The sequence below is a fragment of the Pseudoxanthomonas suwonensis 11-1 genome (genome assembly GCF_000185965.1).
Taxonomy (GTDB): Bacteria; Pseudomonadota; Gammaproteobacteria; order Xanthomonadales; family Xanthomonadaceae; genus Pseudoxanthomonas; species Pseudoxanthomonas suwonensis_A.
In genome coordinates, this window is the sequence record NC_014924.1 from 3,200,456 (window position 1) to 3,219,867 (window position 19,412).

Here is a 19,412-nt window from a genome sequence, read left to right on the forward strand (position 1 = left end):
TTCGTGCAGCTGGGATGCGTCAGGCGTACAGCGGCCGGATCGCGTCGAGGTGGGAAAGGAAGCGGGCGTACTGGGCCGCGTACGCGGCCGTTGCCTCGGCGTGCGGATGCGCCGACAGGCGCGGCTCCAGGCGTACGTGCGCGGCCGCCAGCGCGGCCAGGTCGGCATTGCCGCCCTGGGCACGGGTGGTGGCCCACAGGGCCTGCAGGGCGGCGCCGAAGGCAGCGCCCTCGGCCTGCTCGGGCACGTCCACCGGCAGGCCGAATACGTCGGCGACCATCTGTCGCCATACCGCGCTGTGGCTGCCACCGCCGGTCAGGCGGATGGCCTCGAAGCGCATGCCGGCGTCGACGAAGGCGTCGTAGCCGTTCTTGAGGCTGTACACCGCGCCTTCCATCGCCGCGCGATAGAGGTTGGCCACGGTGAAGTTGGTCGCGGTCATGCCGAACAGGCTGCCGCGGCCGTTGGGCAGGTTCGGGGTGCGCTCGCCATTGAGGAACGGCAGCATCAGCAGGCCCTCGGCGCCCGGGCGGGTGCCGGCCAGCAGGGCGTCGCCCTCCTTGGTCGAGAAGCTGCACAGCTTGCCCACCGCCTCGGTGGCGACGGTGCAGTTCATGGTGCAGATCAGCGGCAGCCAGCCGCCGGTGGAGTCGCAGAACGCGGCCCAGCGGCCGGCGTCATCGACCATGGCGCGGTCCGAGTACGCGAACAGCGTGCCGGAGGTGCCCAGGCTCATGCTCAGCACGCCCTGGGTCACGTTGCCGGTGCCGATGGCGGCCATCATGTTGTCGCCACCGCCGGCCGAGACGCGCACGTTGCGCGGCAGGCCCAGGGCATCGGCGATGTGCGCGGCGATCGGGAAGGTGGCATCGGCCTCGACCAGCGGCGGCAGCAGCGCGCCCAGGTCGCGGTCCGGATCGGTGGCGCGCAGCATCTCCTCCGACCAGTGGCGGTTGCGCACGTCCAGCCAGCCGGTGCCGGAGGCGTCGCCGCACTCCATCCAGCGTTCGCCGGTGAGCCAGAAGTTGACGTAGTCGTGCGGCAGCATGATCGAGGCCAGCTGCGCGTATGCCTGCGAGCGGTGGATACGGGTCCACGGCAGCTTGGAGGCGGTGTAGCCGACCAGGATCGGGTTGCCGGCCAGTTCGATGCTGCGCGCGGCGCCGCCGACGGCGTCCATGATCAGGTCGCACTCGGCCGCGGTACTGGTGTCGCACCACAGCTTGGCCGGGGCCAGCACGTTGCCGTCGCGGTCCAGCGGCACGAAGCCGTGCTGCTGGCCGGACACGCCGATGGCGACCACGCGCTCGCGCAGGGCCGGATCCAGCTGGGCGAAGCAGCTGCGGATCGCCTCGATCCACCACTCGGCGCGCTGTTCGCGGCTGCCGTCGTCACCGGCGGCCAGCTCCAGGGCGTGGCCGCTGGTGGCCGCGACCTGGCGCGCGTCCGGGTCGTAGGCGACCAGCTTGACGCTCTGGGTGCCTACATCCAGGCCGACGTACAGGCTCATGCGCGCACCCCGTGCGCGGACGGGCAGCCCAGGGGCCGCGGGTTGGAACGTATTGCCGGGGCAGTGGTCATGGAGCGCTCCAGTGCGCGAAAACGTCGCCAAGGTCCCGCCAGCAAAGGCTTGTTGCAGCGCAACAAAGGCTTCGGCCACGACTTGGCCCGGTCGGGTGCGAAGCCCCGGCCGGGCATCAAGTTAGCGGTATCATTTGCGCTTTCTACCACGATCCGACCACGCGCGCATGCTGCGGGTGCGTATGGACCGGAAGGGATGACGGCGGGGGCAGCGCAGTCCACGGCTCCGGACCACGGGCGGCGGCGGACCCGTGCATGCGAAGCTTTGGCCCCGCCCCGGGGATCGAGACATGCGCGACCACTTCGCCCTGCTGGCCGATTACAACCGGTGGATGAACGCCTCCCTGCACGTGGCGGCCCTGCGCCTCCCGGAAGGCGGGCTGGCCGAGCCTCGCGGGGCGTTCTTCGGCTCCATCCTCGGCACCCTCAACCACCTGGTGGTGGCCGACACGATCTGGCTGCAGCGGTTCGCCGGCAACGACCCGGGCCACTGGCGCGCGTTGCGCCCGCTCGCCGACCTGCCCGTGCCCCGGCGCCTGGACGAGGCCGCCTGCGCCGACCTGCACGCCTGGTGGGAGCGCCGGCAACTGCTGGACCAGGCGATCGCCGACTGGATCGCGGCCTTGCAGCCGCACGACCTCGAACGCGCCATCGCCTATCGCAACATGGCCGGCCAGCCGCACGGGCGGCGGCTGTCGCACCTGCTGCTGCATTTCTTCAACCACCAGGCCCACCACCGCGGCCAGGCCACCACGCTGTTCCACCAGCTGGGCGTAGACGTCGGCCCCACCGACCTGCTGCTGCGGCTGCCTGCCGCCTGAACCCGCCCGGCGAGCCGCTAGAATGCGCGTTTGCCGTTGCGAGTCCGCCCCATGCGTCCTGCCCCGATCTGCGCCGCCCTGTTCGCGCTGGCGCTCGCCGCCTGCCAGCCGGTGCGGCCCGAAGCCCCGCCCGCCGCACCCGCCACCGCGGCGGTGCCCGCCGACGACAACCTCAATGCGGTGCTGTGGGTGCAGCGTTCGACCGAATACCGCGCCCTGCTGGAGCAGGCCTACCGCGCCGCCACCGACAAGCTGGATGCGGCGCTGGCCGACCCGCGGTGGAACGCGCTGGTCGAGGAGGAGCGCGAGGGCAGCGGCCCGCAGCTCAAGCCGGCGGTGGTGCTGGACATCGACGAGACCGTGCTCGACAACTCGCCCTACCAGGCCCGCCTGGTGCGCGACGGCGCCGAGTACAGCGATTCGACCTGGGACGCCTGGGTCGAGGAGCGCAAGGCCCGCGCCGTGCCCGGCGTGGTCGAGTTCGCCCGCGCCGCCAACGCCCGCGGCGTCACCCTGGTCTACATCTCCAACCGTGCCGTGCACCTGACCGAGGCCACCCTGGACAACCTGCGCGCCGAGGGCCTGCCGGTCGAGGGAGACGACGTGTTCCTGGGCCTGGGCCTGAAGGTGCCCGGCTGCGAGCAGCACGGCAGCGAGAAGGACTGCCGCCGCCGCCTGGCCAGTCGCAGGTACCGGGTGCTGATGCAGTTCGGCGACCAGCTCGGCGACTTCCTCAAGATCGAGGACAACAGCCCCGCCGGCCGCCAGGCCCTGCTCGACCGCCATGGCGAGTGGTTCGGCAGCCGCTGGTGGATGCTGCCCAACCCGACCTACGGCGGCTGGGAGCCGGCGCTGTTCGACAACAACTGGAAGCAGCCGCGCGACGCCCGCCGCGCCGCCAAGCGCGCCGCGCTGGAGACCGCGCCGTGAGTCGCGCCCCGCTGCAATTGGCGCCGGAGGAGCGCCTGATCTTCGCCCTGGACGTACCCGGCCGCGCCGAGGCCGTGGAGTGGATCGACCGCCTCGGCGACAGCGTCCGCTTCTACAAGATCGGCATGGAGCTGCTGGCCTCCGGCGAGTACTTCGACGTGCTGGACCTGCTCGGGCAGCGCGGCAAGCGGGTGTTCGTGGACCTGAAGTTCTTCGACATCCCGGCCACCGTGGCCGGCGTCATCCGTGGCCTGGGCCGCTGGAAGGTGGACTACTGCACCATCCACGGCTGGCACCCGGCGATGATGCAGGCGGCCGCCGAGGCGAATACCAATTCCGACATGCGCCTGCTGGCGGTGACCGTGCTGACCTCGATGGACGGCAACGACCTGCGCGCCATGGGCATCGACGGCGAACCGGAACAGGTGGTGGTCCAGCGCGCGCTCGCGGCCCAGGCCGCCGGCATCGACGGGGTGATCGCCTCCGGTCGCGAGGCCGGTCCGATCCGCCGCGCCACCGGCGCCGGGTTCTCGATCGTGTGTCCCGGCATCCGCCCGGACGGCGGTGGCGGCGACGACCAGAAGCGCAGCGTGGGCGTGGCCGAGGCCTTTGCCGCCGGCGCCGACGCCATCGTGGTCGGCCGCCCGATCCGCAATGCCGCCGATCCGGCCGCCGCCGCGGCCCTGATCCAGCAGCAGATTCGCGACTCGATCAAATAAAATCAGCTACTTGCAATATTTAACAAAGGTATTGCATTAGCTTCACGCCGGGACTACAGTCGCCAGCAGCCGGGTCCTGCCGGCGCCGTGCCACAACACGATGTCCTCCGGCATTGCCGGATTGGGGGAGGCTTCGGCCTCCCCGTTTTGTATGTGGACGTTGCCGTCGCGGCCCCGCAGCGGCGACACTCGGGGCCAAGGGGACCCAGGACCAGACCGCATGCAACGATCGAGCCTCGCCCGATCCCTGTCCCGCGCGCGCCCGTGGCTGCTGCCGGCCATGCTCCTGCTGCTGGCCGCCTGCCGCCAGGAGCCGGGCACGGACGGGGAACTGCCGGGCGCCGCCAGCGAGCCGGCCGGCGCCGTGCGGCAGCTGGCCGTGCACCTGCAGCACAACGACCTGGCGGCCTTCGCCCGCGACGCCGTGCCGCCGGCCACCCACGCCGCCCTGGCCCAGGCCTGGGACCGGGACCGCAGCCGCTGGCCGATCACCGAGCTGCCGCTGGACGAACAGCTGCCGTCGCTGATGGCGACCCTCGGCGGGCCCGGCTCGGAAACCGACCTGCGCCGCCTGTTCGACTCCCAGCTCGCCGGACAGGACGCGGCCCTGCGCGAGGCCGCACGCTCGCTGGCCCTCTTCGGCGTGCAGTACCTGCGCCAGCAGGAGGGCTACAGCGACGAGGAGCGCGCCCACTACGTGCAGACCGTCGAGGCGCTGGGCGCCTGGGCCGGCCAGGCCCCGCTGGGCGACCGCACCAGGGGCCATGCCGCGATCGAGCGCCTGGCCGCGGCCGCCCGCGAGGCCGGGCTGGGCAGCGAGGAGGCCCTGCGCGCGGCCGGCATGGAGGGCAGCCTGCAGCGCCTGGGCCCGTTCCTGGCCGCGGTGAAGGCAACCACCGCCGACTACGGCCTGGACCTGGACAGCAGCCTGGTCGACCTGCGCACCGGCCTGGTCGAGGAGAAGGGCGACCACGCCACCGTGCGCCTGCACTATCCGCTGGCCGGGCGCGAGATCGACACCACCCTGCGCCTGACCCGGGTCGACGGCCACTGGTACCTGGACGGCTACCTCGAGGAGGCCGCGCGGATCATCGAGGCCGCCCAGGCGGCAGCCGAGGCCGAGGCGGAGGCCGGGGTCGAAGCCGAAGCCGGGCTCGAGCCCCTGCCGACCCCGCCGTCAGCGACTCCGAACCCGGGTGGGCGATAATCGCCCAATGCCAGAACAGAACCCCCTGCCCTTCCCGGGCCCCGGCACCGACGGCTCCCAGGCCCCGGCCACGCCTCCGACCGGCGAAGCCGGCCAGACCCAGCCCACGGGCGAGCCACCGCGCCAGCCCATCGCCCCGCGCCCGCAGGCGCGCCGGCCGCTGTGGGCGCGCCTGCTCGGCTGGGTGGTCGATCCGTGGCTGGATCTGAAGCTCGAGCCGGCGCAGCTGCCGCAGGACGAGCGCCCGGTCTGCTACGTGCTGGAGGACTACGGCCTCTCCAATGCCCTGATCCTGGACAAGGCCTGCCGCCAGGCCGGCCTGCCCTCGCCGCTGGTGCCGCTGGCCGGCGACCCGCTGGGCCGGCGCCGCGCCTACGTGGCGCTGTCGCGCCGCAACGTCAGTCCGCTGATCCCGGACCAGCGCCCGAGCTCGCGCACCCATTCCGATTCGCTGGCGCGCCTGCTCCAGGCGCATCGCGCCGACCCGGCGCTGGACGTGCGCCTGGTGCCGGTCTCGATCTTCGTCGGCCGCGCCCCTGACCGGCACAGCGGCTGGTTCTCGGTGCTGTTCTCGGAGAACTGGGCCATCGTCGGCCGTTTCCGCCGCCTGCTGGCGCTGCTGCTCAACGGCCGCGACACCCTGGTGCGCTTCGCCGACCCGATCTCGCTGCGCGAGAGCGTGGACGAGGGCCTGCCGCCGGAGCGCACCGTGCGCAAGCTGCAGCGCGTGCTGCGTGCGCACTTCCGCCGGATCCGTGCCGCGATCATCGGCCCCGACCTGTCGACCCGGCGCCTGCTGGTGGACAAGGTGCTGGCCGCCGACACCGTGCGCGAAGCCATCGCCGACCAGGCCCGCCGCGACAACACCCGCCCGGCCGAGGCCTGGAAGAAGGCCCATGCCTATGCGTGGGAGATCGCGGCCGACTACTCGCACCCGGTGGTGCGTTCGGCCAGTTTCATCCTCACCCCGGTGTGGAACAAGATCTACCGCGGCGTGCTGGTCCACCACCTGGACCGCCTGAAGGAGGTCGCGCCCGGCCACGAAGTGGTCTACGTGCCCTGCCACCGCAGCCACATGGACTACCTACTGCTGTCGTACCTGCTGTACGAACGCGGCATCGTCCCGCCGCACATCGCCGCGGGCATCAACCTCAACCTGCCGGTGGTGGGCACCATCCTGCGCAAGGGCGGTGCGTTCTTCATGCGCCGCAGCTTCCGCGGCAACCCGCTGTACTCGGCGGTGTTCACCGAGTACGTGGCGCAGCTGGTGTCCGGCGGCTACTCGCTGGAGTACTTCATCGAGGGCGGGCGCTCGCGCACCGGCCGGCTGCTGCAGCCCAAGGGCGGCATGATCGCCATGACCGTGCGCGCCTACCTGCGCCAGCCCATCCGCCCGGTGCTGTTCCAGCCGGTGTACATCGGCTACGAGAAGCTGATGGAGGGCAACAGCTACCTGGACGAGCTGTCGGGCAAGCCCAAGGAGAAGGAGTCGATCTGGTCGCTGCTGTGGGGCATCCCCAAGGTGCTGCGCAGCAACTACGGCCAGGTGGTGGTGAACTTCGGCGAGCCGATCCGGCTGGGCGAGGTGCTGTCCAGCCACGCCCCGGAATGGGACGGCCGCCCGCTGGCGGAGGACGAGAAGCCGTCGTGGCTGGCCGACACCGTCGACGTCCTGGCCCAGCACATCCAGGTGCGCATCAACGGCGCCGCCGACGTCAACCCGATCAACCTGCTGGCGCTGGCCCTGCTGTCCACGCCCAAGCACGCCATGGGCGAGCGCGACCTGCTGGCGCAGATCGCCCTGTCCAAGACCCTGCTGGCGGAGCTGCCGTACTCGGACCGCACCACGGTCACGCCGCACACGCCGGAGGAGATCATCGCCCACGGCGAGGAGATCGGCGTGCTCAACCGCATCCCGCATCCGCTGGGCGACGTGCTGACCGTGGACGACGACACCGCGGTGCTGCTGTCGTATTTCCGCAACAACGTGGCACACCTGTTCACCCCGTCGTCGTGGATCGCCTGCTGCTTCCAGCACAACCGGCGCATGAGCCGGCGCACCCTGGTGCGGCTGGGCCGCACCGTGTATCCGTTCCTGCAGGCCGAGTTGTTCCTGCCGTGGGACGAGGACGAGTTCGCCGCGCGGATCGAGCGGATCGCCGACGTGTTCGTGCGCGAGGGCCTGCTGTCGCAGACCAGCGACGAGGAAGGCGGCATCCTGCAGCGCAGCCAGGGCCAGAGCGACGAGGTGTTCCGCCTGCGCGCGATCGGCCACACCCTGCAGCAGGCGTTCGAGCGCTATTACATCGCCATCTCGGTGCTGGTGAAGAACGGCCCCGGCACGCTCGGCGCGGCCGAGCTGGAAAGCCTGTGCCAGCTGGCGGCGCAGCGCCTGAGCCTGCTGTACGCGCCGGCGGCCCCGGAGTTCTTCGACAGGAGCCTGTTCCGCGGCTTCATCCAGAAGCTGCGCGAGATGCGCCTGGTATGGCCGGACCAGAACAGCAAGCTGCTGTTCGACGAGCGCCTGGACCTGTGGGCCAAGGACGCGAAGATGATCCTCGGCCGCGAGCTGCGCCACACCATCGAGCGGGTGAGCCCGGAAGCGGTCCGCCCCGCCGAGGCCGAGCCGCCGCCGGCCGACTGAGCCGGCGGCGACCCGCGTGGGGGGCTCAGCTGCAGCCGGTCACGTCCAGCGCCTCGACGATCACCTCGCTGTCGGCGCAGGCCAGCCGCTGCGGCATCAACGACTCGGCCGACAGGCAGCCCAGGCCCATGCCGGTGAAGTTGTACTGGGTGGCCTGGATCCCCGAGCCGCGCGGGGTGCCGGGGCAGCGCGCCTCGTAGCGCACCGAGATGCAGGACGAGTAGTAGTTGATCACCTGCGGCAGCGACACCGCGGGGCGGTCGCCGACCAGCCGGTACGGCTTGTCCTTGCCGTCGCACTGCTTGGCCCCCAGGCGGATGCCGCGCTTGTTGGCCGCCAGGTAGGACTGCCACGCCTCCTTCTTCGCGCGTTCGGCCTGTTCGTTCGCCAGCCGGCGCTGCTCCGCCTCGCGCTCGCGCGCCAGACGCGCCTCCTCCTCCTTGCGCCTGCGTTCGGCGGCCGCCTGCTCCTGGGCCAGGCGCTGCTGCTCGGCACGCTGCTGCGCCTCGCGTTCGCGCTGCAGGCGGGCCTGCTCGGCAATGCGCTGCCGCTCGGCCTGGTCGTCGGCCTCGCGTTGCGCCCGGGCCTGGTCGAAGCCGGCCTGGGTGGAGCGCGTGGCCATGATGTCGACCTGGGCATGCATGCCCATCTGCGCGGCGGTGCGCAGCGCGGCCTCGTTGTCGGCCATCAACCGTTGCCGGGTGGCAGCGTCGGTGGTCTTCGCCAGCTGCTGGTTGCGATAGGCGATGCCCTCGGCCAGCTGTCGCGCCAAGGCGTCCCGCCCGGCCTGCTGCTGCGCCGCCTGCTCGCTCGCGCGTTGCCGCGCCTGTGCCTGTTGCTGGGCCTCGCGCTGCTGGCGCGCCGCCTCGGCCTGGGCATTGAGGCTCTGCGCATAGGCCTGCTGTTGCGCCTGCTGTTGCTGGTACTCGGCCATGGTCGTGTTGAGCGTGCTCTGGAACTCCGGGCTGGCCGCCACTTCCAAGACCCCGCCCGCGACCTCGCCGACGCCCTTGACCACCGCGACCGCGCCTTCGACGGTGGCGACGAAGCCCTTGGCCAGGGCGTTGCCGAACTTGCAGCCGATGGTCGAACCCTTGCCCAGCTGGCGCTGCAGGCCGGCTTCCAGCTCGCTGGCGCGCGCGGCGAAGGACGGATCGTCCCTGCGCAGCTCCAGCAGCAGGTACTTGAGGTTGCCGGCCATGGCAGCGTCGAAGTTGTCGCTGGAACCCTTCATCGGCGCCGGCGTCTCGATGGTCATCTGGCTGACCTCCTGCTCGCCGTCGAGGAAGCGGTAGGTCACCGCCAGCGAGCCGGGTGTGGTCTTGCAGCCGCTTTCGGAATTGACGTCGCCAACCGCGGTTGCGCGCCCGATCCGCAGGCGCAGGCGCGGCGCGTCCTCGCGCTGGAAGTAGTTGGAGCCACGCAGCGCCGCGCGCAGGTCGCCCATGTACTCCAGCCACTCCGCGCTGGCGCCGCCCTCGTACTCGACCACGCCCAGGCGATAAGGCAGGAACGGCTGCTCGGCGCGCGCGGCGGCGAGCCATTTCTCCTCGGGCTGGTAGCGGCCGGCCACTGCCAGCACCGGGATGGCCAGCAGCGCCGCGCCTGCGCCCATGCGCAGGAAGCCGCGCCCGTTCATTCGAACGACCCCTGGTCGATCCAGAGGCGGATGACGCTGTCGTGGCTGCCGAGCCGCGCCTTTTCCCTGGCCGCCTCCGAGCGGCTGAGGGTGGAGCAGAGCGATACCAGTCCTACCGGTTCCTTCCAGCTGGCCGGGGTATCGAGGGCATGGACCTGCCGTCCATCCGCCCACAGTTCGTAGCGGAACACGGCGCGGTAATCGAACACCGCCGGCACCACCCCCAGGGTGATCAGGGCGACGGTGGCGCCCAGCGAGCCGGTCCATTCGCCGGTCACTTCCTGGGCCTCCCCCTCGACGATGCGGACCTGGAAGCTGGCGTCGCCGCTGGAAACGGGCTGGAACCCCTGGGCGGCCAGCAACCTGTGGACTTCATCCACCCTGGCGCGCCGCGTCGCCTCGCGTTTGTCGGCCGCCACCTGGCCTTCCGACGCCAGTGCGTACTCGACCAGCACCGTGGCGCCGCGGCCGTCGAACCCCGATGTGTCGGCCAGGCCCAGCGTGGGCGCCGAGGCGCAACCGGCCAGCCACAGGCAGACCATGGCCAGCATGCATGCCATCACCTTCGCTTTCATGACGCTCCCCCCCTTCGCTGCAGTAATCAGCGCTGGCCGGCCGGAAGATCGGGCGACGGGAGCGCCGCCGCGTGCCCCCCGTGCGTGGCGCCAGGCAGGACGGAAGCCAGGAAGAGGCACGGCGCCGGAGCGATCCTTCGCCCGGCGCCGTCCCTGGACATCCCTGTCTATTGGTCCCGGGTCCGCCCCCCAGCGGATCCGGGACCTGTCCGCGCTGATGGCTCCCCTGCTCACCTGCGTACCGGCCGGGACGGCACCGAGGCCGTCCCCATGGGCAGCACCGTGCCGCAGGCCCATGCCGGGTTCTTTGCCGGGCGCGGAAAAATCCTGAATAGTTATGACCGGATGGCTAAAGACCCGGCTCCCGCCGCCGTAGAAACAGGGAGTTGCGGCGCCGGCCATGTAAGGGGAGCAAGTCATGCAGCAAGCCGGTCCCCGGCCTGCTCCAGGGGTATGGCGGTTCGGCGAGGCCGGGCTGCACGAGACGGAGGGCCGCCTGGAGGTGGCGGGCAGCGCGCGCGCGCTCGACCGCAGCAGCCTGCAGATCCTGCGCCTGCTGCTGCGCCATGCCGGCGAGGTGGTCACCAAGGACGAACTGCTCGAGGCCGGCTGGCCTGGACGGATGGTGGCCGAGAACTCCCTGGCCAAGGCGGTCAGCCGCCTGCGCGCGGCCCTGGGCGATGCGGCCGAGGTCCGTGCGGTGCATGGCTACGGCTACCGCCTGGCCTGCCGGGCGCGCTTCGAGCCCGCCTCCACCGGTTCCGATCGCGCGGCGCCCCGCCAGCCGGAGGGCGGCGACACCCTCCCCGGCGAGGCCAGCTGGACCCTGGTGCGTCCCCTCGGGGAGGGCGGCAGCGGGGTGACCTGGCTCGCCCGCTCCCCGGTCCACGGCGAGCGGGTGCTGAAACTGGCCCGCGACGAGGCCGGCCTGCGCGGGCTGCGCCGCGAGGTCGCGCTGGCGCGCTACATCCACGAGGCGATACCTGGGCAGGCCCATGTCGCACCGGTGCTGGGCTGGAACCTGGAGGAGCCCCCCTGCTGGCTGGAGCTGCCGTACTTCCCCGGGGGCAACCTGCTGGAGTGGGTACGCGCCCGCGCTGGCGCGGCGACCCTGGACGAAGCCACCCGCCTGTCCCTGTGCGTGTCCCTGTGCGAGGCGGTGGCCGCGATCCACGACCTGGGCATCATCCACCGCGACCTGAAGCCGGAGAACCTCTACCCGGTCGAGGACGAGCGCGGGCTGCGCGTGGTGCTGGCCGACCTCGGCGCCGGCGAGGCGCTGGCGCCGGCGCTGCCGGGCGAGGCCCCGGCTTCCGGCAGTGCTCCCGGCCAGGGCAGCCTCGATCCGCTGGCCACCGGCAGCCTGCTGTACATCGCGCCCGAAGTGGCTGCCGGCGACGCGGCGACCCAGCGTTCGGACGTCTACGCCCTGGGCGTGCTGGTGTTCCAGCTGCTGTCCGGAGACCTGCGCGGCGCGCTGGGTCCGGGCTGGGAAGCACGCATCGCCGATCCGCTGCTGCGCGAGGACATCGCCCTGGCCGCGGCCACCGATCCGCGCCGCCGCACCCTCGATGCGCGCACCCTCGGCGCCCGCCTGCGCGGACTGGAGGCACGCCGCGCCGGACGCCGCGCCGCCCGCGAGCAGGCGCTGCAGGCCCGGTTGCAGGCATGGCGGCGCCGGCGCGAGCTGCGCCGCCGCCGGTTCGGCCTGGCGGTGACCCTGGCCTTGGGCGCGGGACTGCTCGCCACCGGCTGGATGTACCTGGAATCCGAGCGCCGCCGGCACCAGGCCGAGACCGCCACCGCCCAGCGCGAGGCGATGCTGGCCTTCGTCACCCGCGACATCCTCGGCCAGGCCGACCCGTACGACAGCCGCAGCAGCCGCGCCACCGCCAGCGGGATCCGCGCCGCGGTCGACCGCGCTGCTTCGCGCGTGGACGGACGCCTGCAGTCCGATCCGCTGGCCGCCGCCGCCGTGCACGGCATGCTCGGCAGCATCTACTTCGCCCAGGACGCCCACGACCGCGCCATCACCCACCTGGAGAAGGCGCGCGCGTATTCGCTTGCTGGCGGCATCGGCGATCCTGCCGGGCTGGTCCAGGTCGAAACCACGCTGTGCGACGTGTACCGCATCGGCGGCCGCATCGATGCAGCCGAGGACGCCTGCGCCAGCGCGATGGAGCACGCGCGCGGCGCGGGCGAGCCGGCGCGGCAGCTGGCCACCCTCAAGCTCGGCCAGCTGCGCGGCGAGCAGGGGCGCCAGGAGGAGAGCCTGCAACTGCTGCAACCGCTGCTACAGGCCGGCGCCTTCGCCGGGGATCCGCGCCTGCGCGGCGAGCTGCACTGGGCGCTGGGCCTGTCCGAGCGTTCGCGCGGGAACTACCCGGCCGCGCGCGCCCACTTCGAGCAGTTGCTGCAGGCGGCCAGGGCCATGGGCGACGACAGTTCCTGGCTAGGCTGGGCCTACAACTCGCTGGGCAGCGTGCTGGTGGAGACCGGCGATTACGCACGTGCCGACGCCGTGCTGCTGCGCGCGCGCGACGTGTTCGCCCGCACCCAGGGCGAGGACCAGATCGAGGCGCAGATGCCCGAGGCCTGGCGCGCCGAGATCCGCCTGCTGCGTGGGCAGTGGGACGAGGCTACGGAGATCCTGCAGCGCATCCGCGCGGCCTGGCAGGACCACCTGCCGCCGCAGCATTCGCAGCAGCAGCGCATCGCCGCCAGCCTGGCCTGGGCCGACGCCATGGCCGGGCGCAGCGCCGAGGCCGCCGCGGCCCTGGCCGGCGTCCCGCGCCGCGACGATCCGGCGCGCAAGCGCGGCGAGCGCACCAGCGCTTCGCGCACCCTGCGCTGGACCCGCGCCGCGCTGGCCCTGGGCGAGCTGGACCGCGCCGGCGAACTGCTGGACCTGTTCGAGGAGGAACTTGGCACCGGCCTGCCCGAGCCGCACCCGCTACGGGTCGAGGCCGCCTGCCTGCGCACGGAGTGGGCATCGCTGCGGGGCGAGGCGTTGCTGGCGCGGGAGAGCGGCCAGGCCTGCCGCACCGGCATGGCGCGCTACTACGCGCCCACCGACCCGCGCCTGCGCCACCTGCAGGCGACCCGCGTCGCCCTCGCCACGGGCGCGACCGCGCCCTGATCCGCCGGCGGGCTCGCCGGCTCAGGCCGGCTCGTCGGGGATCAGCAGGCTTTCCAGCCTGGCGATGCAGTCCTTCAGCTGCAGCTTGCGCCGCTTCAGCCGCTTGGCTTCCAGCTCGTCGCCCGCATTGGCCGCCAGCTGCGCGATACGCTCGTCCAGTGCGCGGTGCTGTTGGCGCAGTTCCGCGAGCTTGAGGGCGATGTCGGACGGGCTGGTGGTATCCACCGCCCAAGCATAGCGCGGGCAGGGAGGCGCCCGAAGGTAGAATGGCAGCCCTATGAACGCCGTCCTGCCCCTGCCCGAACCCGTCTCCCGCCGCACCGACCCGCGCGTGGCCCAGCGCGAACAGGCCAAGCTGGCCAAGCGCCTGCGCCGCCAGGTCGGCCAGGCGATCGCCGACTACGCCATGATCGAGGACGGCGACAAGGTGATGGTCTGCCTGTCCGGCGGCAAGGACAGCTACACCCTGCTGGACGTCCTTCTGCAGCTGCAGAAGAAGGCGCCGGTGCGGTTCGAGCTGGTGGCGGTGAACCTGGACCAGAAGCAGCCAGGCTTCCCCGAGCACGTGCTGCCTGAGTACCTGCGCGGGCTGGGGGTGCCGTTCCACATCATCGAGCAGGACACCTACTCGGTGGTCACCCGGGTGGTGCCCGAGGGCAAGACCATGTGCTCGCTGTGCTCGCGCCTGCGCCGCGGCGCGCTGTACTCGTACGCGGCCGAGCACGGCTTCACCAAGATCGCGCTGGGCCACCACCGCGACGACATGGTGGCCACGTTCTTCATGAACCTGTTCCACCACGCCAAGATCTCGGGCATGCCGCCCAAGCTGCTGTCCGACGACGGCCGCCACGTGGTGATCCGGCCGCTGGCCTACGTGCGCGAGGAGGACATCGTCCAGTACGCGGCCGCCCGCCAGTTCCCGATCATCCCCTGCAACCTGTGCGGCAGCCAGGAGAACCTGCAGCGCCGCCAGGTCGGGCTGATGCTCAGGCAGTGGGAGAAGGAGCAGCCGGGCCGGATCGAGCAGATCGCCCGCGCCATGGCCGACATCCGCCCTTCGCAGCTGGCCGACCCGAACCTGTTCGACTTCGCCGGCCTGGGCCATCGCGACGGTGCAGCGCGCGCCGACGCCCACGCCTGGCTGGCCGGCGAACCGCACGGCGAGGCCGCGGCCGAGCCGCCGTCCGGGACCACCTGACCTCGCGGTCGCATTGCCTGCGACCGCCTCCTGATCTCCTGCACGGCGCGCACCCGCGCCGCCGTCACGCACCGAGCAACCGCATGTTCTTCCGCAACCTGACGTTCTTCCGCTTTCCCGCCTCCCACGATTTCTCCCAGCTCGACGAGCTCCTGCCCGAGGCCGCGCTCAAGCCGGTCGGGCCGCTGGAGATGAACTCCACCGGCTTCATTTCGCCCTTCGGCCGCGGCGAGGAGGCGTTGTCGCACCGCGTCGGCAACGCGATCTGGCTGGCGGTGGGCAGCGAGAACAAGATCCTGCCCGGCTCGGTGGTCAACGAACTGCTGGCGCAGAAGGTGGCCGAGATCGAGGAGAAGGAAGGCCGCAAGCTCGGCGGCAAGGCGCGCAAGCGGCTGAAGGACGACCTGCTGCACGAGCTGCTGCCGCGCGCCTTCGTGAAGACCTCGCGCACCGACGCCCTGCTGGACCTGGAACACGGTTTCCTCGCCGTGGACGCCTCCTCGCGCAAGACCGCCGAGATGGTGGCTTCGGAGATCCGCCGCGCACTGGGCAGCTTCCCGGCGATCCCGCCGAACGCGGAAGTGGCGCCGCGCAGCGTGCTGACCTCCTGGATCGCGGGCGAGCCGCTGCCGGAAGGTCTGTCGCTGGGCGAGGAGTGCGAGCTGAAGGACGCGATGGACGGCGGCGCGGTGGTGAAGGCGCAGAACCAGGAACTGATCAGCGACGAGATCGCCAAGCACCTGGAGTCCGGCAAGCAGGTCACCAAGCTGGCGCTGAACCTGGACGACCACCTGTCCTTCGTACTCGGCGAGGACCTGATCGTGCGCAAGCTGAAGTTCCTGGAAGGCGCGGTCGACCAGCTGGAAAGCACCGAGCGCGACGACCTGCGCGCCGAGCTGGACGCGCGTTTCACCCTGATGGCCGGCGAGGCCCGCCGCCTGTTCCTGGTACTGGAATCGGCGCTGAAGATCTCCAAGGCCGAGGCCTGAGCGGCCGCCCCGGGTCCGGATCCGGACACCGGCGGCCCCGGCGCGGGGCGGTTTGCGGAGGCTTGGGGAAGGCGTAACGTGGGTCCTGTCCCCCGTGGCAAAGGAGCCGCCCCGTGAACGTAGCTTCCCTGCTCATGATTGCCCTCGCCCAACCGGTGCAGGCTGCCGGCCCGCTGGATACCACCACGGCCGAACCGGTCGCGCTGCCCCAGGTCATGACCCGCAGCGGCCGTGAGTTCGTGGCCCGGTGCAACGACGCTGCATTCGCCAACGCGCGCTTTCCGCAACGCCTCGCCGGGCGCTGCGGGACGCTGCTGGACACCTGGCGCGCCGAGGCCAGCGACCGCGGGAACCGCACGCCCCTGTACCCCGGCGTGGTGCAATTCGACGTGGCGCGTGGCATCTCACCAATCCCGGACTCGTCCAGAGGACGCTGAGCCCCTGCGGTCCCTCCACCCTGGCTGCGGCGCCGGGGCATGCGCGTAGAATCAACGCATGCCTGCCTCGACACGCCGCCTGATCGCCCGCGCCCCGCAGCGCGTGGAACGCGACACGGTCGAGCTGGTGCTGGAGGATGGCCGCAACATCACCGTGCAACGCGTGCGCGATCCGCGCGCGCGGCGGGTGAAGTTGAGCATCGACGAGCGCGGCCCGCGCCTGACCCTGCCGCTGCGCGCCAGCCTGGTCACCGGCGAGCGTTTCCTGCACGAGCATCGCGGCTGGTTGCAGGCGCAGCTGGCACGGCACCAGCCGGCCGGGGACTGCGCGGCACTGCAGCCGGGCACCAGCACCCACCTGCCGCTGCGCGGCGAGGATGTGCCGCTGCACTGGGACGAGGGCCGCTACCTGCGCATCGAGCGGCGCGAGGACGGCATCCACGTGCAGCTGCCGCCACGCGTGTCGCCAGCGTCGCTGGCGCGTGCGCTGCGTGCGTTCTACGAGGCCGAGGCGCGCGCCGACATCGGCCGCTGGCTGCCGGCCTACCTGCCTAGGCTGCCGCGCGCGCCGCGCGCGATCCGGCTGAAGGTGCTGTCCTCGCTGTGGGGCTCGCTGGCCCCGGATGGCAGCATGGCACTGGACATCGCCCTGGTGCTCGGACGGCCCTCGGCCTTCGAGTACGTGCTGGTCCACGAGCTCTGCCACCTGCTCCAGGCCAACCACTCGCCCGCGTTCTGGCGCGAGGTGGAGCAACGGTTCCCGGCCTGGCGCGACGAGCGCGAATACTTCCACCGCGAAGGCCGGCGCCTTAAGGCGCGCCTGCGCGCCCTGCTGGCCTGAGGCACCGCTCCATACGCCGCCGATCCCGGGCCGCCCCGCGGCCCGCTAGGATGCCAGGGATGTCCATCCCGGAGCGCCCATGAGCCGTCCTGTCCGTACCGCCCTTTCCGCCGCCGTGTTCGCGCTCGTGCTGGGCGCCTGCCAGCGTGGCGACGACACGCCCGCCGCCGACACCACGCCCGCGCCGGAACAGCCCGCCGCGTCCACCGTCGATGCGGACGCACCGTCCGCCGCCTCGTCCAATCCCTACTGCAGTGGCGAAGCGGGCACCGCGCCGTCGGGCGAACTGGTGGCGCAACGCATCCGCGGCGCCGATGGCGATGGCGCCAACGGCCTGTACGAGGGCCCGGTGTGGAACGGGCAGGCGCTGTACTTCTCCGACTTCCGCTTCAGCGATGGCTTCCCCTCGCGCATCCGCCGCCTGGGCGCCGACGGCACCGTGGAGACGGCGATCGAGGACAGCGGCAGCAACGGCCTGGCCCTGGGCAGCGACGGCGCGCTGGTGGCAGCCACCCACGACCGCAAGGAACTGTCGCGCTACGACCTGGCCGATGGCTCGCGCATCCGCATCGTCGGCGAGTTCGAGGGCCAGCCGTTCAATTCGCCCAACGACCTGGTGATCGGCACCGACGGCACCATCTGGTTCACCGACCCGGACTTCCAGCGCTCCGCCGCGCCGGGCGGCCAGCCGAAGACCCGCGTCTACCGCGTCGGCACCGATGGCCAGGTCTCGGTGGTCGACGACAGCATTGCCAATCCCAATGGCATCGCCCTGTCGCCCGATGGCCGCACCCTGTACGTGGCCGGCGGCGGCGACCAGGGCGTGCTGCGTGCGTATCCACTGGACGAGGCGGGACAGGCCGGCGCGGGCCGCGACCTCGCCAGCACCGCTGTGCCCGACGGCATGGCGATCGACTGCCTCGGCAACATCTACCTGACCGAGCACAACAACCGCCGCGTGCGTGTGCTCTCGCCGGAGGGCGACGCGCTGGCCACGATCACGGTGGACGCCAACATCACCAACGCCGCATTCGGTGGCCCGCAGCGGCGCACGCTCTACCTCACCGGCGCCGGCGCGGTGTGGTCGATCGACCTGGAGGTGGCCGGCCTGCCCTACTGATCCACGCCTGCACCCGCGCAAAAGAAAAGCCCCCGCATCGCGGGGGCTTTTTGTTGCTGCCTGTCGCTTCGATCAGAACTTGTAATTGATCGAGGCGGCCAGGATGTCGCCACCAACGTCGTACTTGCCCTGCAGGGTGCTGCCGGTGGGCGAGACCAGGCTGATGGCCGGCTCGTTGGTGAACAGGTGGGTGTAACCGAAGTTGTATTCCACCTTCTCCGACGGGGTCCAGCCGATGCCCAGCGACAGCCACTTGCGGGTCACGTCCGGCACGCGCACGTCGCGGTGGGCGTAGCTGGTCGGGGTCTCGTCATAGGCGACGCCGGCACGCAGGGTGACGGTGTCGGACATGCGGTACTCGGTACCGATCGAGCCGAAGGTGGTGTCGTTGTAGCCGAACTCCAGCACCGCGTCGGCCTGGTTGGAACCGAAGTCGACGGTGACCTGGTCGAACGCACTGGACCAGGCGGTGCGGCTGATGTCGGCCATGATCTTCCACTGGTCGTTGACCGCGTGGGTCACGCTCAGGGTGGCGGAGGCCGGCAGGGTCACGGTGGCGCGGCCGTCGGTGTCGACGTACTGGCCCGGGGCGGACTGCGCCAGCACGGCCGCGGCGTTGGCCGGGACCAGGAACTCGGCGTCGCCGCCGGTGATCTTGTGCTCGACCTTGGAGCGGTAGCTCAGGGCGATGTGGGTGTGGTCGGTCGGGCTGAAGGTACCGCCCAGCACGTAGCCGAAGGCGTTGTTGTCGCCGGAGATGGTCATGCGGCCATCGGCGGCGCCCGGGGTGAAGCCCATGGCCGCCATCTGCGCCGCGGCGGCCTGGGCGGCCTGGGCGGCCTGGGCCGGGGTGCCACCGGCGGCGAGGACCGTGGCGGCGGCCTGCTGCTGGGCGCTGCCGTTGATCGCGGTGCCGAAGTCGATCGCGCTGCTCAGCTCGATGGTCAGGTGCTCGACGAACACGCTGGCGCCGAAGGACACGTACGGGTTGAGGTCGTACGAGAACGAAGCGCCCAGGTCGATCGCCTTCAGGTCGGTCTTGATGCCGTGGTAGCGGCCGATCCAGTCGGTGTCGTACTCGGTCTTGAACCCGAACGGCACCTGCAGCGACACGCCGAAGTGCATGTTGTCGTTCTCGCCGAAGGCGCGGTGGAAGTAGGCCGCCGGGACCGGCGCGATCATGCCCGCGTCGCCGCCGTTGCCGCCGGAGACCGGCTGGCCGGTGCCCGGGCCGTTCGGGCCGTTGTGGCGGGCGGAGTAGTCCTTCAGGTCAGCGGAGAAGCTGATCGCGGCCAGGTCGGCCTGGAACTGGGTGCCCTCCAGCAGGCGCATGGAGGCCGGGTTGGTGGCGACCACCGAGGCATCGCCCTCGGCGCTGGTCGAGCCGGCGAAGGCGCGACCCAGGCCCTTGGCGCTGTTCTCCTTCAGCTGGAACGCGGCGGCGTCGGCGTTGCCGCAGGCCAGCGCGCCGGCGATGCCGAGGGCCAGCGCGGAAAGGCGGGTGAAGCTGTGGGCGTAATGCATGTTGCGCTTTCTCCGGAAAGACGTTGATTGTTGTTGTTACCAGCGCCG

General features: G+C 71.7%; 16 protein-coding genes. 11 read left to right on the plus strand and 5 right to left on the minus strand.

What is annotated here, in order from left to right; genetic code table 11:
* Positions 1-19: 19 nt before the first annotated feature.
* A complete protein-coding gene (xylB, locus tag PSESU_RS14640) occupies positions 20-1,510 on the minus strand; it encodes a xylulokinase (RefSeq protein ID WP_013536580.1) in 1,491 nt (496 codons plus the stop codon).
* Between the two features lie 361 nt (positions 1,511-1,871).
* Here xylB and PSESU_RS14645 point away from each other — a divergent pair, with 361 nt between their 5' ends.
* From PSESU_RS14645 to plsB, 5 genes are all read left to right on the plus strand, one after another.
* Complete coding sequence (locus PSESU_RS14645) at positions 1,872-2,402, plus strand: DinB family protein (protein WP_013536581.1); 531 nt, start codon at positions 1,872-1,874, stop codon at positions 2,400-2,402.
* A gap of 51 nt (positions 2,403-2,453) precedes the next feature.
* A complete protein-coding gene (locus PSESU_RS14650; RefSeq protein WP_013536582.1) occupies positions 2,454-3,332 on the plus strand; it encodes a 5'-nucleotidase, lipoprotein e(P4) family in 879 nt (292 codons plus the stop codon).
* Positions 3,329-4,051 carry an orotidine-5'-phosphate decarboxylase gene (gene pyrF, locus PSESU_RS14655; RefSeq protein ID WP_013536583.1) on the plus strand — a complete coding sequence of 241 codons (723 nt, stop codon included), beginning with the start codon at positions 3,329-3,331 and terminating at the stop codon, positions 4,049-4,051. The genes PSESU_RS14650 and pyrF overlap by 4 nt, the downstream gene beginning before the upstream one ends.
* A 220-nt stretch (positions 4,052-4,271) precedes the next feature.
* Positions 4,272-5,258, plus strand: a complete 987-nt coding sequence (locus PSESU_RS14660) for a hypothetical protein (RefSeq protein ID WP_013536584.1) — start codon at positions 4,272-4,274, stop codon at positions 5,256-5,258.
* A 7-nt stretch (positions 5,259-5,265) separates the two neighbouring features.
* Positions 5,266-7,902 carry a glycerol-3-phosphate 1-O-acyltransferase PlsB gene (plsB, locus tag PSESU_RS14665; protein WP_013536585.1) on the plus strand — a complete coding sequence of 879 codons (2,637 nt, stop codon included), beginning with the start codon at positions 5,266-5,268 and terminating at the stop codon, positions 7,900-7,902.
* Positions 7,903-7,927: 25 nt separating this feature from the next.
* On the opposite strand, the gene PSESU_RS14670 is transcribed toward plsB, so the two are convergent.
* Entirely contained in the window at positions 7,928-9,541 is a 1,614-nt protein-coding gene (locus tag PSESU_RS14670; RefSeq protein ID WP_013536586.1) for a hypothetical protein, read from the minus strand.
* Positions 9,538-10,116, minus strand: a complete 579-nt coding sequence (locus PSESU_RS14675) for a hypothetical protein (protein WP_013536587.1) — start codon at positions 10,114-10,116, stop codon at positions 9,538-9,540. The genes PSESU_RS14670 and PSESU_RS14675 overlap by 4 nt, the downstream gene beginning before the upstream one ends.
* Positions 10,117-10,534: 418 nt before the next feature.
* Here PSESU_RS14675 and PSESU_RS14680 point away from each other — a divergent pair, with 418 nt between their 5' ends.
* On the plus strand, positions 10,535-13,255 hold the full coding sequence (locus PSESU_RS14680; RefSeq protein WP_013536588.1) for a tetratricopeptide repeat protein: 2,721 nt from the start codon (positions 10,535-10,537) through the stop codon (positions 13,253-13,255).
* Positions 13,256-13,276: 21 nt separating this feature from the next.
* Here the strand turns inward: PSESU_RS14680 and PSESU_RS14685 are convergent, their stop codons facing one another.
* The gene (locus tag PSESU_RS14685; RefSeq protein WP_013536589.1) at positions 13,277-13,480 is read right to left on the minus strand and encodes a YdcH family protein; all 204 of its coding nucleotides are present in this window, start codon (positions 13,478-13,480) and stop codon (positions 13,277-13,279) included.
* A gap of 52 nt (positions 13,481-13,532) precedes the next feature.
* Between PSESU_RS14685 and ttcA the strand changes: the two genes are divergently transcribed.
* The 5 genes from ttcA (at position 13,533) to PSESU_RS14710 (ending at position 17,840) form a co-directional block, all read left to right on the plus strand.
* On the plus strand, positions 13,533-14,453 hold the full coding sequence (gene ttcA, locus PSESU_RS14690; RefSeq protein ID WP_013536590.1) for a tRNA 2-thiocytidine(32) synthetase TtcA: 921 nt from the start codon (positions 13,533-13,535) through the stop codon (positions 14,451-14,453).
* 83 nt (positions 14,454-14,536) lie between these two features.
* Complete coding sequence (locus PSESU_RS14695; protein ID WP_013536591.1) at positions 14,537-15,442, plus strand: recombination-associated protein RdgC; 906 nt, start codon at positions 14,537-14,539, stop codon at positions 15,440-15,442.
* A gap of 113 nt (positions 15,443-15,555) precedes the next feature.
* Positions 15,556-15,879, plus strand: coding sequence for a hypothetical protein (locus PSESU_RS14700; protein WP_013536592.1), 324 nt, complete (start codon positions 15,556-15,558; stop codon positions 15,877-15,879).
* A gap of 58 nt (positions 15,880-15,937) precedes the next feature.
* Positions 15,938-16,720 carry a M48 family metallopeptidase gene (locus PSESU_RS14705; protein WP_013536593.1) on the plus strand — a complete coding sequence of 261 codons (783 nt, stop codon included), beginning with the start codon at positions 15,938-15,940 and terminating at the stop codon, positions 16,718-16,720.
* Positions 16,721-16,799: 79 nt separating this feature from the next.
* Positions 16,800-17,840 carry an SMP-30/gluconolactonase/LRE family protein gene (locus tag PSESU_RS14710; protein WP_013536594.1) on the plus strand — a complete coding sequence of 347 codons (1,041 nt, stop codon included), beginning with the start codon at positions 16,800-16,802 and terminating at the stop codon, positions 17,838-17,840.
* Between the two features lie 72 nt (positions 17,841-17,912).
* Here the strand turns inward: PSESU_RS14710 and PSESU_RS14715 are convergent, their stop codons facing one another.
* A complete protein-coding gene (locus tag PSESU_RS14715; RefSeq protein ID WP_013536595.1) occupies positions 17,913-19,364 on the minus strand; it encodes an outer membrane protein transport protein in 1,452 nt (483 codons plus the stop codon).
* Positions 19,365-19,412: the final 48 nt, after the last annotated feature.